15 protein-coding genes and 1 riboswitch are annotated in these 14962 nt (G+C 61.9%); of the genes, 9 read left to right on the forward strand and 6 right to left on the reverse strand.

Going from position 1 to position 14962, the window contains the following annotated elements; genetic code table 11:
• Nucleotides 1–207: 207 nt before the first annotated feature.
• A complete protein-coding gene (locus tag CHEJ32_RS0116355) occupies nt 208–2805 on the forward strand; it encodes a TIGR02302 family protein (RefSeq protein ID WP_028034748.1) in 2598 nt (865 codons plus the stop codon).
• Between the two features lie 103 nt (nt 2806–2908).
• On the opposite strand, the gene CHEJ32_RS0116360 is transcribed toward CHEJ32_RS0116355, so the two are convergent.
• Nucleotides 2909–3118: a hypothetical protein gene (locus CHEJ32_RS0116360; protein WP_028034749.1), complete on the reverse strand. Its 210-nt coding sequence runs from the start codon at nt 3116–3118 to the stop codon at nt 2909–2911.
• On the opposite strand from CHEJ32_RS0116360, the gene CHEJ32_RS0116365 reads away from it, so the two are divergent.
• Both CHEJ32_RS0116365 and groL read left to right on the forward strand, forming a co-directional pair.
• Nucleotides 3117–3431, forward strand: a complete 315-nt coding sequence (locus tag CHEJ32_RS0116365; protein WP_028034750.1) for a co-chaperone GroES — start codon at nt 3117–3119, stop codon at nt 3429–3431. The genes CHEJ32_RS0116360 and CHEJ32_RS0116365 overlap by 2 nt on opposite strands.
• A gap of 46 nt (nt 3432–3477) precedes the next feature.
• Nucleotides 3478–5106: a chaperonin GroEL gene (groL, locus tag CHEJ32_RS0116370; protein WP_028034751.1), complete on the forward strand. Its 1629-nt coding sequence runs from the start codon at nt 3478–3480 to the stop codon at nt 5104–5106.
• A 105-nt stretch (nt 5107–5211) separates the two neighbouring features.
• Here the strand turns inward: groL and CHEJ32_RS0116375 are convergent, their stop codons facing one another.
• Both CHEJ32_RS0116375 and hpt read right to left on the reverse strand, forming a co-directional pair.
• Nucleotides 5212–5577: a response regulator gene (locus CHEJ32_RS0116375; RefSeq protein ID WP_028034752.1), complete on the reverse strand. Its 366-nt coding sequence runs from the start codon at nt 5575–5577 to the stop codon at nt 5212–5214.
• A 58-nt stretch (nt 5578–5635) separates the two neighbouring features.
• On the reverse strand, nt 5636–6178 hold the full coding sequence (gene hpt / locus CHEJ32_RS0116380; protein ID WP_028034753.1) for a hypoxanthine phosphoribosyltransferase: 543 nt from the start codon (nt 6176–6178) through the stop codon (nt 5636–5638).
• A gap of 659 nt (nt 6179–6837) precedes the next feature.
• On the opposite strand from hpt, the gene ftsE reads away from it, so the two are divergent.
• The 4 genes from ftsE to CHEJ32_RS0116405 all read left to right on the forward strand — a co-directional run bounded on the left by ftsE (nt 6838) and on the right by CHEJ32_RS0116405 (nt 10181).
• Entirely contained in the window at nt 6838–7497 is a 660-nt protein-coding gene (ftsE, locus tag CHEJ32_RS0116390; RefSeq protein WP_028034755.1) for a cell division ATP-binding protein FtsE, read from the forward strand.
• Nucleotides 7490–8479: an ABC transporter permease gene (locus tag CHEJ32_RS0116395; RefSeq protein ID WP_156936722.1), complete on the forward strand. Its 990-nt coding sequence runs from the start codon at nt 7490–7492 to the stop codon at nt 8477–8479. The genes ftsE and CHEJ32_RS0116395 overlap by 8 nt, the downstream gene beginning before the upstream one ends.
• Nucleotides 8480–8583: 104 nt before the next feature.
• Nucleotides 8584–9276: a YdcF family protein gene (locus CHEJ32_RS25090; RefSeq protein ID WP_051469712.1), complete on the forward strand. Its 693-nt coding sequence runs from the start codon at nt 8584–8586 to the stop codon at nt 9274–9276.
• Between the two features lie 86 nt (nt 9277–9362).
• Nucleotides 9363–10181: a 1-acyl-sn-glycerol-3-phosphate acyltransferase gene (locus CHEJ32_RS0116405; protein ID WP_028034757.1), complete on the forward strand. Its 819-nt coding sequence runs from the start codon at nt 9363–9365 to the stop codon at nt 10179–10181.
• Here the strand turns inward: CHEJ32_RS0116405 and CHEJ32_RS0116410 are convergent.
• Nucleotides 10176–10709: a gamma-glutamylcyclotransferase gene (locus CHEJ32_RS0116410; protein WP_028034758.1), complete on the reverse strand. Its 534-nt coding sequence runs from the start codon at nt 10707–10709 to the stop codon at nt 10176–10178. The genes CHEJ32_RS0116405 and CHEJ32_RS0116410 overlap by 6 nt on opposite strands.
• A 61-nt stretch (nt 10710–10770) precedes the next feature.
• On the opposite strand from CHEJ32_RS0116410, the gene CHEJ32_RS0116415 reads away from it, so the two are divergent.
• Complete coding sequence (locus tag CHEJ32_RS0116415) at nt 10771–11751, forward strand: DUF2125 domain-containing protein (RefSeq protein WP_028034759.1); 981 nt, start codon at nt 10771–10773, stop codon at nt 11749–11751.
• A gap of 6 nt (nt 11752–11757) precedes the next feature.
• Here CHEJ32_RS0116415 and CHEJ32_RS0116420 read toward each other — a convergent pair whose 3' ends face one another.
• Nucleotides 11758–12699: a prephenate/arogenate dehydrogenase family protein gene (locus CHEJ32_RS0116420; protein ID WP_028034760.1), complete on the reverse strand. Its 942-nt coding sequence runs from the start codon at nt 12697–12699 to the stop codon at nt 11758–11760.
• Nucleotides 12700–12702: 3 nt separating this feature from the next.
• The gene (gene hisC, locus CHEJ32_RS0116425; protein ID WP_028034761.1) at nt 12703–13803 is read right to left on the reverse strand and encodes a histidinol-phosphate transaminase; all 1101 of its coding nucleotides are present in this window, start codon (nt 13801–13803) and stop codon (nt 12703–12705) included.
• 80 nt (nt 13804–13883) lie between these two features.
• A riboswitch (SAM riboswitch) is annotated at nt 13884–13962 on the forward strand.
• Between the two features lie 54 nt (nt 13963–14016).
• On the opposite strand from hisC, the gene metA reads away from it, so the two are divergent.
• Nucleotides 14017–14955, forward strand: coding sequence for a homoserine O-succinyltransferase (gene metA, locus CHEJ32_RS0116430; RefSeq protein WP_028034762.1), 939 nt, complete (start codon nt 14017–14019; stop codon nt 14953–14955).
• The last annotated feature ends 7 nt before the right edge of the window (nt 14956–14962 follow it).

The following is a 14962-nucleotide window of genomic DNA, read 5'->3' on the forward strand; positions in this document are numbered from 1 at the left end:
ACCTTCCACCCGTCAGCGAAATCCTGAATTCGCATTTTGTTATCCCGCCTCCTTCCTGCTCACGACGCCCCACTTTCCCAATTTGGTCGCGAACACCGCTCGGCGGAAAGATATGACCGTTACGCCTCGCCTTTGCCGTCTTTGATGCTATCTTAGTGCGCAGGTGTTCCGCTTCCCGCGCGGTTCGCCGTGCGATCTGGAAGAACGATGGCGGAGCAACACTCAATAGACGGCCTGAGACCCGGACTGCTCACCCGCCTTCGGCGGACGCGCACGGTGGTGCGTGGCGTGATTCTGATCGAGCGGCTGTGGCCAGTCGTCCTGCCGCTCCTGGTGATCATCAGCCTTTTCTTGAGCTTTGCCTGGCTGGGCGTGTTCCGCATCCTTCCCGATTGGGCAAGGTTCGGCGTCCTCGGCGTGCTCGCTGTCGGCGGGCTTGCGTGCTTCTGGCCGCTGCGCGGTTTCCGCATGCCGACCACCGGAGAAATCGATCGCCGCATCGAGCAGGCCAACCTGCTAGAGCATGCGCCCGTTTCGGTCCAGTCGGACCGGCTAGCCGCTCATGGCGAAGATCCCTTCGCCTCTGCCCTCTGGCGTGAGCACCAGAAGCGCATGGCCGAACGGCTCTCGCGCCTCAAAGGCGATCTGCCCCAGACTTCGATTCCCGAGCGCGATCCCCTCGGCCTGCGCGCGCTGGCGGCGCTTCTCTTCGTCACGGCTCTTGCCTTTTCGACCGGGCCCTATGGCGGCCGCATCTCCGATGCCTTTCAGGCGCCTGCGGGCCAACAGGTTGCGCCTGCCCGCATCGACGCCTGGGTGACGCCGCCGGGCTATACGGGGCGGGCTCCCGTCTTCCTCACTGCTGATGCGAATGCTCAACAGCACGCGTTCACCGTGCCGCAGAACAGCAGCGTTGCCGTGCGCGTCAGCGGCGGTTCCGGTGAGGAATCCCTGGCCTTCGTGGATTCGTCTGGCGTGGAACAGCCGGTTGAGCCTGGCGATGACGCGGTGCAAGAGCCCGTTCCGAGCGCTCAATCAGGGGGCGCGCTTCGCTTCTCGCATGTGCTTTCCGCCGACGGGACGGTGATCCTTCGCAGCGGAGGCCGAGAGCTGCAAAACTGGGCCTTCTCGGTGATCCCCGATGCGCCGCCGCAGATAAGGTTCGTGGAAGAGCCGAAGCGTGCCGCAAATGGCGCCCTGGAACTCGCATATGAGATCAAGGACGACTATGGCGCCACCAAAGCCGAGGCACAATTCGAGTTGACGGAGGCCGACGAGCAGGCACGTCCGCTGTTCGAAGCGCCCGAAATGCCGCTCACATTGCCACGTGGCGGCGACCGGACCACCGCGAAAGCGTCACGCGACCTGACAGAGCATCCGTGGGCCGGGTCGGAGGTGAACCTCAGCCTTTCGGCGACGGACGCGGCCGAGCAGACCGCCCGGAGTGAAACGAAGACGTTCCGGCTTCCCGAGCGGACCTTTACGAATGCGCTTGCCCGGTCGGTGATCGAGCAACGCCGCGTCCTCGCCCTCGACGCCAATCAGAAGCGCCGTGTCCTCGCTCTCATGGACGCCGTTTTGCTTTGGCCGGAGGAGACCTTCGCCGACGCCACCCATTTCCTTCTTCTGTCTGCCGCGCGCTCCAAGCTCTCCATGGCGGAAAGCGACGATGCGCTTCGTGATGTGGTCGCCCAGCTTTGGGAGATTGCGCTTATCATCGAGGATGGCGACATGACCGCCGCCGAAAAGCGGCTTCGCCAGGCGCAGGAAGAGCTCAAGCAGGCCTTGGAGAACGGTGCCAGCGACGAGGAAATCGAGCGGCTTATGAACGAACTGCGCCAGGCGATGCAGGAATTTCTGCGCGAGTTTGCAGAGCGCGCCATGCAGAACCAGCAGCTCTCCGAGATGCCGAATGGCGAGATGCTGAGCCAGAACGATCTCGAGCGCATGCTCGATCAGATCGAGGATCTCGCGAAATCCGGCGCGCGCGACCAGGCGCAGGATCTGCTGTCACAGCTTCAGAACATGATGAACAACCTGCAAATGGCGCGGCCGCAGCAGGGGCAAGGCGGCCAGCAATCCGAAATGCGCCAGCAGATGGATCGCTTGGGCGATCTCATGCGCCGCCAGCAGGAACTCATGAACGAGACGTTCCGTCTTGACCAGCAGCAGCGCGGCCAGCAGGGGGAGATGGGTGAGCAGGGCCAGATGGGCCAACAGGGCCAAATGGGCCAGCAGGGACAGCAAGGTCAACAGGGTCAGCAGGGGCAGGGTCGCCAGCCCGGTCAAGGGCAGGGCATGTCGCCGGAAGAACTCGCCGAGGCGCTGCGCGGCCTGCAGGAGGGGCAGGGCGGCCTTCGCCAGGAGCTCGAGAGCTTGATGGAGGGGTTGCGCGGGCTCGGGATCCAGCCTGGCGACGGCTTCGGAGAGGCTGGAGATGCGATGGGTCAGGCGGAAGGCGCTCTTGGTCAGGGAGAGGGTGAGCGCGCCGTGGGCGAACAGGGGCGAGCACTCGAAGCGTTGCGTCGCGGCGCGCAGGACATGATGAACCAGATGCAGGCCATGCAGGGCGACCAGGGCGGTCAGGGACAGCAGGGGGCGCGGCAGGGCACTTTCGGTCGCGATCCGTTGGGACGCCCCCGCGCGACCACTGGGCCGGATTTCGGCGATGATGTTCAGGTTCCCGACGAGATCGACACGCAACGGGCGCGCCAGATTCTCGACGCCATCCGGCGCCGTCTTGGCAACGCGCTGAGCCCGGAGATTGAGCGCGAATATCTCGAGCGTCTGCTCGACATGCGATAACCACTTAGCGATCACGGCCCCCCCCCCGAGATCCCGACACAGCCAAACGCGCCTGCTTCCCGTTCGAAAGCCCGGACGAGGCGTGGTGCAGGGATAACGTGTCTTATGAAGGCGTGGCTGCGGGCGAAGCCGAGATATCCACGGCGTTCTGGCACTCTCCCATGGCGAGTGCTAATTTTTCTTCCAACCCCTCTTGAAGGTCCGTTTTTTTCGAACCAAATTTTTCGCGCGCGGCGCCATGACGGGCCGCGTGCCGCGCCGGATGGATGGCGCGGGAGGTGCTTCGAAATTGTTTGTCCCAGGAGGAAGACATGAAGTTCCGTCCTTTGCATGACCGCCTGCTTGTCCGCCGCATCGAGGCGGAGGAGAAGACGGCGGGAGGGGTGATCATTCCCGATACCGCGAAGGAAAAACCGCAGGAAGGTGAGGTGCTGGCCGTCGGCCCCGGTGCGCGCAACGAGAAGGGCGAGCTTGTCGCCCTGGAGGTGAAGGTCGGGGACCGCATCCTTTTCGGCAAGTGGTCCGGCACGGAAATCCGCCTGCAGGGCGAGGATCTCCTCATCATGAAGGAAAGCGATGTGCTCGGCATCCTCGACAAGGAGGCCGAGGTCAAGAAGGCTGCCTGAGCGGAGCCTCCCATCAGTCGAATGCTGCCTATGAAGGAGTATTGAAATGGCTGCCAAGGACGTAAAATTCCATACGGATGCCCGCGAGCGCATGCTGCGCGGCGTCGATATCCTCGCCAATGCCGTCAAGGTCACCCTCGGCCCGAAGGGCCGCAATGTGGTGATCGACAAGTCGTTCGGCGCCCCGCGTATCACCAAGGATGGTGTCACCGTCGCCAAGGAGATCGAGCTTGAGGACAAGTTCGAGAATATGGGCGCTCAGATGGTGCGCGAAGTGGCGTCCAAGACCAATGACGCCGCGGGGGACGGCACCACGACCGCGACCGTTCTCGCCCAGGCCATCGTGAAGGAAGGCGCCAAGGCGGTCGCTTCCGGCATGAACCCAATGGACCTGAAGCGTGGCATCGACAAGGCGGTCGAAGCCGTCGTCGAAGAGTTGAAAAAGAACGCGCGTAAAGTCACCAAGAATGACGAGATTGCTCAGGTGGGCACGATCTCGGCCAATGGCGACCAGGAGATCGGCCGGTTCCTCGCCCAGGCCATGGAAAAAGTGGGCAATGAGGGCGTGATCACCGTCGAGGAGGCCAAGACGGCCGAGACGGAGCTTGAAGTGGTCGAGGGTATGCAGTTCGACCGCGGCTATCTCTCCCCGTATTTCATTACGAACCAGGAGAAGATGCGGGTGGAGCTGGACGAGCCTTATGTGCTTATCCATGAGAAGAAGCTTTCGAGCCTCCAGCCGCTGCTTCCCGTTCTGGAGGCGGTCGTCCAATCCGGCCGTCCGCTCCTTATCATCGCCGAGGATGTCGAGGGCGAGGCGCTCGCAACACTCGTCGTCAACAAGCTGCGTGGCGGCCTGAAGGTTGCCGCGGTGAAAGCTCCCGGCTTCGGCGATCGCCGCAAGGCCATGCTTCAGGACATTGCGATCCTGACCGGTGGTACCGCGATCTCCGAAGACCTTGGCATCAAGCTCGAGAATGTCACGCTTGAGATGCTGGGTCGCGCCAAGAAGGTGGTGATCGAAAAGGAAAACACCACCGTTGTCGACGGCGCAGGCTCCAAGGACGAGATCCAGGGCCGCATCGCCCAGATCAAGGCGCAGATCGAGGAGACCACCTCCGATTACGACCGCGAGAAGCTGCAGGAGCGGCTTGCCAAGCTTGCCGGCGGCGTCGCGGTGATTCGCGTCGGCGGCGCCACCGAGATCGAGGTGAAGGAGCGCAAGGACCGCGTGGACGATGCCATGCATGCCACGCGCGCGGCCGTAGAGGAAGGTCTGCTTCCCGGCGGTGGCGTGGCTCTGCTGCGCGCGGCGAAGGCGCTGGATGGCGTTACCGCCGATAATGAGGATCAGAAGGTGGGCATCAACATCGTCCGCCGCGCCATCGAGGCTCCGATCCGGCAGATCGCCGAGAACGCGGGTGCGGAAGGCTCCATCATTGTCGGTAAGCTGCGCGAGAAGGCGGATTTCGGCCATGGATGGAACGCCCAGACCGGCGAATATGGCGACCTCTACCAGATGGGCGTCATCGACCCGGTGAAGGTGGTCCGCACCGCTCTCCAGGACGCCGCCTCTGTCGCAGGCCTGCTGATCACGACCGAGGCGATGGTGGCCGATCGGCCGAAGAAGGAAACCGCACCGGCCATGCCCGCCGGCGGTGGAATGGACTTCTAAGCCGTTATTTAGGGATTGACGGGCGCGGTCGGGTTTCCGGCCGCGCTTTTTTAACGAAAGATCGTGAGCGGAATTGATGGAGGCAATGGCGGTCGCTGGCGGGTTTTAGGCCGCGAGCGCCCTTACAACCCGGTCGCGGATCTCCGCTAGCGTAAAGGGCTTGTTGACGACGCCCAGAACCGTGCCGTCCATTTCCACGGCGCGTTCGCGCTGGTCGGCGAAGCCGGTCATGAGCAGAAGCCGCAGGCCCGGGAATGTCCTTACGGCCGTGCGTGCCATCTCGATGCCGTCCATCGCAGGCATCCGGATGTCGGACAGCACGAGGTCGAAGGCACCGTCGGCCTTCTCCAATTTGTCTAGCGCATCGACGCCATCTTCCGCCATCTCGACCATATGGCCAGCGGCGGCGAGGGCGCGTGCAGTAAAAGTTCGGACCGAATGGTCGTCGTCAACGATCAGAAGTTTTGCCATGTAGAGATTTTGGCCAGCAATTGTTGACGTTCGCTGAACGCGAGCCGATTTCCCAATGTCAGCCGTCGCCCTTTACCACGCCGACGAAAGGCAGCTCGCGGAAGGCGTGGGCGACATCCATCCCATAGCCGACCACGAAATAGTCGGGGCATTCGAAGCCCACGAAATCCGCCTCCAGGCTCGCCTGCCGGCGTGAACGCTTGTCGAGGAGGACCGCGATAGAGACCGAACGTGCACCACGCGAAAGCATGAGCTCGCGCGTGAATTTCAGCGTCTTTCCCGATTCCAGAATATCGTCGATCAGCAGGATGTCGCGCCCCTGCACGTCGTTGTCGATATCCCGCAGCACTTTGATCTCGCCGCTCGTCTTGCCGGCGCCATAGCTGGAGATCATGATGAACTCGACTTCGGGCGAGATACCGGCGTCATGCATTGCGCGGATGAGGTCGGCCGCGAAGATGAAGGAACCCTTGAGCACGGAGACCACAAGCAGATCGTTGTAGTCGCGCCCTGCTATTTCCTTTGCGAGCTCCAGATTCCGCTGCGCGATCGTGGAAGCGGAATAGAGGACTTCGATTTCCTTGCCGCGCACGACAGGCATTGGACACATGCTCCTTGAACAAAACCGATACACGTTCTTTTCCCTTAACCGCGGCTGGCCGGCGGTAGAAGGAGAAGCGCTTTCCAAGGCTGGTTGCAAAGGGCTTCTCCCCAGGAAATAGTACGCTGTTCCGCAATTGTCGCTGAAAAAAGGACCGTGATGCCGCGTGCACCCTGTGCGCTTCTAACGGGTCTGCGGTTTTGCCCTGAACGCACGGATGCCAAGGGCGCGGGACATGGCAGCCGCGAGAAGCCACGAGGCCAGGAGGCTTCTCCCGCCTCGGCGCAGGATATCGAGGCCTGAGTACCCTAGGTCAGACGCAGTTGCGGACGATGCGAAGGATGCCCTTGGAAGGCATTCTGGAAGCAGGGTCTCGTATTCGGCGTCGATGACGTCTTCCTCTTTGACGTCCACGCCGTTTCGGGGCGCAGCTGTGGCTATGATAAGCTCTCCCGCTTCCGGACCCACTACTCTTCTCCGCGTTTCCGCTGACATTTCCTTCGTGTAGCCGTTAATGGTTAATGTTCCGCAATTTGGCGGTTTTCACCCGTCTATTAATCGGGCATTAACCATAACCGCCAAAGGTAGGTCCGTGTCTCGGGCCGCCATCTTCGCAACCGCGGCTGGTTATCCGCTCCGAAAAGCGCAGGTCTGTTCACGTGATACGCTTCGAGAATGTCGGCCTCAGATATGGCATGGGCACCGAGGTGCTCCGCGACGTTTCCTTTTTTCTGCAGGAGCGTTCGTTCCAGTTCCTGAGCGGTCCCTCCGGCACTGGAAAGACGACCTTGCTGCGGCTGCTCTTCCTGTCGCTGAAGCCCACCCGCGGCCTCATCACGATTTTTGGCAAGGATCGGTCGCGGATCACGCGCGAGGAATTGCCGCTCATCCGCCGGCGGATTGGCATCGTCTTCCAGGATTTCCGGCTGCTTGACCATCTTACCACCTATGAGAACGTGGCGCTGCCGCTGCGGGTCCGTGGGCGCGAGGAGGCAAGCTATCGCAGCGACGTGGTCGAACTCCTGAAATGGGTCGGCCTTGGTGACCGCATGCATGTCTTTCCGCCCGTTCTTTCGGGCGGTGAAAAACAGCGCGCGGCCATCGCGCGGGCGCTCATCGAGCAGCCGCAAATCCTGCTCGCTGACGAGCCCACGGGCAATGTGGATCCGCAACTTGCCCGCCGTCTGCTGCGCCTTCTGATCGAGCTGAACCGGCTCGGCACCGCGGTCGTCATCGCCACGCACGACATAGGGCTTATGGAGCAGGTCGACGCGCGGCGAATGATCCTCTCTGGCGGAAGGCTCGAGATCTATGATTAGATCCGATGCGGCGAGGGAGCAGGCGACCCGGCTGGCCGATAAAGTCGGCGCCCTGAAGCGGGAGGCCGCCATGCGCAAGGCGCGCAGGCAAAATCCTATCGTGCCGCCGGACAATGTCGCCGGGCGGGCGATGGTGCTCGTCATCGCCATCATGACCTTTCTTTCCTGTCTTACCCTTGGGGCAGTCACCCTGGTTCGCGACACCGCGACCACGTGGCAGACGCAGATCGCCCGGGAAGCGACGATCCAGATAAAGCCGGTCGAAGGGCTGGATATGGAGGAAGCCCTCGCCAGCGCTCAACGCATCGCAGCGGGCTATCGCGGCGTGCGCAGCGCGAGCATCGTGGATCGGGCGGCGACGGCACGGCTGCTTGAGCCTTGGCTCGGCCCCGGCCTGAATATCGACGATCTTCCCGTGCCGCGCCTGGTGATCATCACGATCGATCCGGCGGAACGCCCGGATTTCGCCGCGATGCGCGAGGAGCTGGCACAGGCAGTGCCCAGCGCGACGCTGGATGATCACCGGACATGGGTAGACCGGCTGGTCGCGATGGCGCGTAGCACGGTCGCCATCGGTATCGGAGTGCTCGCGCTGATGCTTTCCGCCACCGGGCTGACGGTGATCTTCGCCACCCGTGGCGCCATGGTCGGGAACGGTCATGTGATTGAAGTTCTGCATTTCGTTGGGGCGGAAGCCGGTCTTATAGCCCGCGAATTCCGCCGTCACTTCCTGCTCGCCGGTATGCGGGGAGCCGCCGCCGGAGGATTGACCGCTATCGTCGTATTCGTGATTTTCTCCTGGTGGTCGTCCCGCAACGTGGCTACCCCGGAAGGAGATCAAGCGGCCGCGCTTTTCGGCAATTTTTCCATAGGGCTGTCAGGCTATTTGGGTGTTGGACTCATCGTGGTGCTGATCGCGATCCTGACCGCCGCCACTTCCCATATTACCGTCATTCGTTATCTCAGACGCATAGACATATGACGCCCAAGCAATTTTCACGGACCGATTCCTTTGGTAACGCATTGTGCTCACAAGGAGCATGCTCTGACTCGCCCTTGCCGCAATTGCCGTCTACTTATGGAAAGATGACGGGAATTGCGATTACGTCGGCGGATACCAGCTTGCGCCGCCCGCGTCGTGTGCGGATGGCGCTAAGATTGCTGCTTACCGCTTTTTCCCTCACCGTTGCCCTTTACATCGGCGGCTTCGGCCTTTTTGCGGATCACGTTGCGCATCTGCGTGCACCGGCGGAACTCAATCCTGCCGATGGCATCGTGGTGCTGACCGGCGGTCAGTCACGGATCGATACGGGCATGGATCTGCTCAAGGCTGGCAAGGCCAAGCGCCTGCTTATCAGCGGCGTCAATCCCATCGCCCGCGTGGATGATCTGAGGCTTGCAACAGGCAGCGACCGGGCGCTCTTCAACTGCTGCGTCGATATCGACCGGGTGGCGCTGAACACGGTCGGCAACGCGCAAGAAAGTGCCAAATGGGTGAGCGCCAACACCTATGGCAGCATCATTGTCGTCACCAACAACTACCATATGCCGCGCAGCCTGTTGGAGATGCGGCGCATCCTCCCGAATGCGGATCTGCAGCCCTATCCGGTCGTCAACACGCCGCTTGATGACGGAAGCTGGATCAGCAAGCCGGACGCAATGAGGGTGCTCTTGATCGAGTACAGCAAATATGTCGCGGCCTTGGCCCGCGGTCTCCTGCCGACGAGGGATGGCGCGGTGCCCTTTGAAGGCCTGAGCACCGCGATCGCCCACAAGTAGGTAGGCTTCTCGCTTTCTGCTCTTTACATCGAGCCTGCTTGCGGTAACGAACGGCGGTGGCCCGCGCCCTTCGATCAGGTTTCCGTATGCTCTTCCTCCGCTCGCTGGCATTCAACACCGCTCTTTACCTCAACACGATCATCCAGATGATCCTGTGGGCACCCGTCTATTTCCTCCTGCCACGCAAGAAAGCCTGGTTCGTGCCGAAGTTCTGGGCGGCCTCCTGCCTCTGGCTGCACAAGGTGCTCGGGGGCGCAAAGGCCGAAATCTCGGGAACCGAAAACCTTCCCGCCGGCCCCTGCATCATCGCCCCGAAACATCAGTCATTTTGGGACACGATAGCCTTCCTGCCCTCGATTCCCGATGCAGTTTACATCTTGAAACGGGAGCTCATGTGGATCCCGCTCTTCGGCTGGTATGTCGCAAAGATGCGCATGATTCCCATCGACCGTGGGAGCCGCTCGAAAGCACTGCGGCAGGCAGTCAAGATCGGTCGCGAGCGCATGAGCGAAGGCCGGCAACTCATCATCTATCCCGAGGGCACGCGCCGGCCGCCTGGCGCCGAGCCCGCCTATAAATACGGAATCGTCGAACTTTATGCCCAGCTCCAGGTCCCCGTCGTTCCGGTCGCGCATGTGGCCGGCCTCTACTGGCCGCGGCGGAAGTTCCTGCGTTATCCGGGCGTCATCCGCGCCCGCTTTTTGCCGCCCATCGAGCCGGGACTTTCGCGAGAGGATTTTCTGAAGCGGCTGATCCGTGAGACGGAAGCGGCCTGTGACGAGTTGTTGCTGGAGGCGGCAAGCGGCCCCAACCCTCCGCCCCTGCCGCCGACCGCGATTTCGCGAATCCAGGAATTGCAGAAGGCCGGCACAGCTTCGAAGGAAGCAAGCAGCGAGCCGCTATAGGCTTTTTGCAGGGCCGGAGATCCGCTCCGCCACCGCTTCCAGCCAATGATCGCGGATACCGAGTGCCTTCAGGTGCTGGACGGTGTTGATCACATATTCCTCGTTGGGCCCCGATTGCCCAACGGCTCCCGCCACCCTGCGCGCCGCTTCGGAGGGGTCCATCGCGCCCGCATATTGCGGATGCCGGCGATCGACCACGTAAGTCAGCGCCTCCACGATCTGCCCGCCTTCCAGCCTGACGGCCAGACGGCGCTCAAGATAGACGTTGGTGATCAGTTCCCTTTCCCGCAGATAAGCGATGACTTCTCCAGCGAGCTTGCCCGGGACGGAGAAGGCAAGCCCGAGGCAGGAGCCTCCACGATCAAGGCCGAGCACCAAGCCCGGCCGATCAGGCGTGCCACGATGCACATGCGAATGGATGCAAAGCGCCCGGCGGTAGCCGAACAGCCGGGCTTTGCGCGTTTCGACATGGGCAAAACCGGGCCGCCACATCAAAGAGCCGTAGCCAAACACCCAAAAATCGTCCATTTCGCTGGTTCTGCCTTTGTCTTTTCTGGGCAAAGACGATTCGGGTAAAGGGAGCAACGGCATGGCGTCAAGAACAGGCTCGCGTTTCGGCCGGCGCATCGTGCTGCTTGCCGTTGCCGTCGTTCTTTTCTGCGCCGCCTATACCGCCGGCTGGTATTATTTCGCGCGTGGGCTGGAAACGCGCGCGGCCGCTACGCTTGCCAGCCTCAATGGCGGCGGCGTACGCGCTTTCTGCGAGGAGCCGGAGGCAAGGGGGTTTCCGTTCCGCATTGGCTTATACTGCAAGGGCGTTTTCTACGAGAATGTCAGCGATGGGGTTTCCATCCGAGCGGGGCGAATGCAGTCGGCCGCAAATGTTTACCAGCCCTACCGGGTTCTGGGCCAGTTGGATGGGCCTGCCAAGATCATCCTGCCTTTCACCATACCGCTGGAGGCCCGCTGGGAGTCCCTCTTGGCCAGCACACGGCTTTCCCGGCCATTGCCGGAAACCCTTTCGGTCGAAGGCAAGAAAGTGGAAATTTCAGCCGAGGAGGGCGATCCGGCCCCTCTTTTGACCGTGGACGATGTTCAATTCCACGCGCGGCAAAGGGAGGCCGATCTCGAAATAGCGGTCAGTTTCAGGGACCTTGTTGCCGGCGCAGAAATCGCACCGGGCTTGCCGCCCATTGAGGGGAGGGTGCTCGGACTTGTTCAAGACGGCGTCTCCCTGCTTAAGGAAAAGGTGCATGATCTGCGCGGGCGATCTGCAACGATCGAGGAAATGGTGGTCGGCGTCACCGGCGAGAGGGCGGGCTTTTCTCTTTCGGGCCCCATCTCCGTGAGGGATGACGGACGGATCGATGCGGATCTTTCGATTACGATCAATGATCCCCGGGAGGTGGCCGAAGTCATGGCCCAAATCTTCCCGGACGAGGGCGATCAGATCCGGGCGGCTACAGGCATGCTTGCCAGCCTGGAAAATCAGCCGCTTCCGGTCCGCATCACGCGGGGCAAAGTCTTCCTTGGCTTTATCCCGCTCGGTGAGATCCCGGCGATTGAGTAGCCGTGCTCAGGCACCCTGCTTGGGCGGATGCGCAATGACCTGCCGGCCGAAATCTGGTGCGTCCACTTCCTGACCCGCTTCGATGATCGAGCGCCTGATGGCCCGGGTGCGGGTGAAGAGGTCGAACAGCTTCTCGCCGTCGCTCCAGCGGATCGCTCTCTGCAACGCCGACAGGTCCTCCGAAAACCTGGCCAGCATCTCAAGGATCGCGTCCTTGTTGTGCAGGCAGACATCGCGCCACATGGTCGGGTCGGAGGCCGCCAGGCGCGTGAAGTCGCGGAAACCTGAAGCCGAATATTTGATTACTTCGGATTTGGTGACCGTTTCCAGGTCGTCGGCGGTGCCCACGATGTTGTAGGCGATGATGTGAGGCAGGTGCGAGACAATGGCGAGCACGAGGTCGTGGTGCTGTGGATCCATGGTATCGACCTTCGACCCGCACCGTTCCCAAAACCGGGTCAGGCGGGCAAGCGCCTCCTCGTTCGTTCCGGGAGGCGGCGTAAGGATGCACCAGCGTCCTTCGAACAGCCCGGCAAATCCGGCATCGGGGCCTGAATGCTCGGTGCCGGCGATAGGATGGCCGGGGATGAAATGCACCGTCTTGGGCAAGACGGGTTCCATCTGCTCCAGGACCGATCGCTTCGTGGAGCCCACATCGGTGACAATCGCGCCGGGTTTCAGGGTGCCGGCGATCTCGGCTGCGACGCTGCCCGAAGCACCGACGGGCACGGACACGATCACGAGATCGGCATCTTCAACCGCGTCGGCGGCCGTTTCGAAATACTCGTCGCCCAGGCCGAGCTCTCGGGCGCGGGCCAGGGTTTCCGGCCGCCGGGTGTTGACGACGATGGTGTTTGCCAAGCCTTCCCGGCGGATCACGCGCGCAATCGATGACCCTATGAGGCCGATACCGACAAGCGCGATTCTGTTAAACAGCGGGTCGGCCACGGCTCACCTTCCTAAAAATCCGGCGAGCGCAGCAATGACGCCGCGATTGGCTTCTTCGCAGCCGACGGTCAGGCGGAGCGCATTGGGAAAGCCGTAACCTGTCACGCGTCGCAATATGTAGCCGCGAGAAGTCAGGAAAGCGTCCGCCGCCTCCGCGGTCTTGCTGCCCTCCATCGGGAAATGAACCAAGAGGAAATTGCCGACGCTTGGCGTTACCCTGAGGCCGAGCTTCTCCAGCTCTTCCGTCAGCCAGGTGCGCCAGGTTTCGTTATGCGCCACCGCCCGTTCCACATGCGCCTTGTCACGTATGGCGGCCGCTCCGGCCTCGATGGCGATGGAGTTCACGTTAAAGGGGCCGCGCACACGGTTCACCGCCTCCACCACGTGGCTGGGGGCGTACATCCAGCCGATGCGCAGCGCTGCCAGGCCGTAGATCTTCGAGAATGTGCGTGTCATGACGACATTGTCATTGGACGAGACGAGCTCGATCCCAGCCTCGTAGTCGTTGCGGCGCACATATTCCGCATAGGCGGCATCCAGCACGAGAAGGACGCCGCGCGGCAAACCGGCGCGCAGGCGCTTCACCTCGTCCACTGGCAGATAGGTGCCCGTGGGATTGTTCGGGTTCGCGAGAAAGACGATCTTCGTGCGATCGGTGACCGCCGCGAGGATCTCGTCCACATCGGTGCGCTCGTTCCTCTCCTTGACGACCACCGGGGTGGCCCCGGCGGCGAGGATCTGGATGCGGTAGACCAGGAATCCGTGCTCCGTATAGATGCCCTCGTCGCCCGGTTTCAGATAGGTTTGCGCGAGGAGGCCAAGGAGCTCGTCGGAGCCGTTGGAGCACAGGATGTTCGCGGGATTGAGCCCGTGCGCTTCCGCTATCGCGTTGCGCAATTTCGAAGCGGAGCCATCCGGATATCGCTCGAGATGCTGAGTTGCCTCCTGCACCGCCTCCAACGCGGCCGGCGAGGGGCCAAGAGGGGTCTCGTTCGAGGAAAGCTTCCAAACCTTTGCGGCGCCAGGCGCGCTTTCGCGGCCGGGTACATAGGCCGCAATATCCATGACGCCGGGCTTGGGCTGGGGACGATCGAGCGAAGTCATCAGAAGTTCCGTCAGTTTGAGGCCGCCTGCTTTAACCCATCAACTCCATTGACGCAAAGGGGAGGCAGGCCTAAATAGCAAGGTGAACCCGTGGTGATTTGGCCGGTCGGCTTGCAGCCACGTAAAAGAAGTCGCTAAAGAGGCCGAAGATATCAAGTCCGTTGGGACCGGCCGCGATCTTCGCCGCCGGTTTTTTTGTTTTGGAGTTCTACTATGCCGATCAAGATTCCCGATCAGCTGCCTGCCCGCGAGGTGCTTGTGCGCGAGGGCGTCTCCGTCATGGACGAAAAGACGGCGCTTCGTCAGGATATCCGTCCATTGCAGATCGGGCTCTTGAACCTCATGCCGAACAAGATCCGCACGGAGACGCAGTTCGCCCGGCTGATCGGCGCCAGTCCACTCCAGGTGGAACTGACGCTGGTGCGCATCGGAAACCACAAGGCCAAGAACACGCCGGAAGAACATCTGATCGCCTTCTATGAAACCTGGGAAGAGGTGGCATCGCGCAAATTCGACGGCTTCATCGTAACCGGCGCCCCCGTGGAATTGTTGCCCTACGAAGAGGTGACTTATTGGGAAGAGCTGGCGCGGATTTTCGATTGGACCACGACCAACGTCCATTCGTCGTTCTTCATTTGCTGGGGCGCGATGGCGGCTGCCTGGCATTTCCATCGCATCCCGAAACACACGCTCGAGAAAAAGGCATTCGGCGTCTTCCGGCACCGCAACTACGCTCCCGCCTCCCCCTATCTCGCCGGGTTCTCGGATGATTTCGCCATTCCCGTCTCGCGGTGGACCGAGGTGCGCGCAGCCGATATTCCCGCCGATTCAGGGCTGGAAATGCTGATGGAGTCGGACGAGACCGGCCCTTGTCTGCTCGCAGAGGCGACGGGAAACCGGCTCTACATGTTCAATCACATCGAATATGATTCCACGTCCCTCAAGGAAGAATACGATCGGGACGTGGCTGCCGGCGTGCCGATCGATGTGCCGCATGAATATTATCCGGGCAACGATCCTAAGCGGCCCCCGCTCAACCGCTGGCGCTCGCACGCTCATCTGCTGTTCGGAAACTGGATCAACCGTGTCTACCAGACGACGCCCTACGACCTGGAGAAGATCGGGAAGAACCTGGAGCCCGCGCTGTCCTAACGCCCCC

The organism is Chelativorans sp. J32 (assembly GCF_000518985.1).
Taxonomy (GTDB): domain Bacteria; phylum Pseudomonadota; class Alphaproteobacteria; order Rhizobiales; family Rhizobiaceae; genus Chelativorans.

Coding starts and splice junctions, on each gene's coding strand:
- CHEJ32_RS0116405 (WP_028034757.1), top strand. CDS start 9,363: ATGCTCTTCCTCCGCTCGCTGGCATTCAACACCGCTCTTTACCTCAAC.
- CHEJ32_RS0116415 (WP_028034759.1), top strand. CDS start 10,771: ATGGCGTCAAGAACAGGCTCGCGTTTCGGCCGGCGCATCGTGCTGCTT.
- CHEJ32_RS0116365 (WP_028034750.1), top strand. CDS start 3,117: ATGAAGTTCCGTCCTTTGCATGACCGCCTGCTTGTCCGCCGCATCGAG.
- groL (WP_028034751.1), top strand. CDS start 3,478: ATGGCTGCCAAGGACGTAAAATTCCATACGGATGCCCGCGAGCGCATG.
- CHEJ32_RS0116355 (WP_028034748.1), top strand. CDS start 208: ATGGCGGAGCAACACTCAATAGACGGCCTGAGACCCGGACTGCTCACC.
- CHEJ32_RS0116410 (WP_028034758.1), bottom strand. CDS start 10,709: ATGGACGATTTTTGGGTGTTTGGCTACGGCTCTTTGATGTGGCGGCCC.
- metA (WP_028034762.1), top strand. CDS start 14,017: ATGCCGATCAAGATTCCCGATCAGCTGCCTGCCCGCGAGGTGCTTGTG.
- CHEJ32_RS0116375 (WP_028034752.1), bottom strand. CDS start 5,577: ATGGCAAAACTTCTGATCGTTGACGACGACCATTCGGTCCGAACTTTT.
- CHEJ32_RS0116360 (WP_028034749.1), bottom strand. CDS start 3,118: ATGTCTTCCTCCTGGGACAAACAATTTCGAAGCACCTCCCGCGCCATC.
- CHEJ32_RS0116395 (WP_156936722.1), top strand. CDS start 7,490: ATGATTAGATCCGATGCGGCGAGGGAGCAGGCGACCCGGCTGGCCGAT.
- hisC (WP_028034761.1), bottom strand. CDS start 13,803: ATGACTTCGCTCGATCGTCCCCAGCCCAAGCCCGGCGTCATGGATATT.
- hpt (WP_028034753.1), bottom strand. CDS start 6,178: ATGCCTGTCGTGCGCGGCAAGGAAATCGAAGTCCTCTATTCCGCTTCC.
- CHEJ32_RS25090 (WP_051469712.1), top strand. CDS start 8,584: ATGACGGGAATTGCGATTACGTCGGCGGATACCAGCTTGCGCCGCCCG.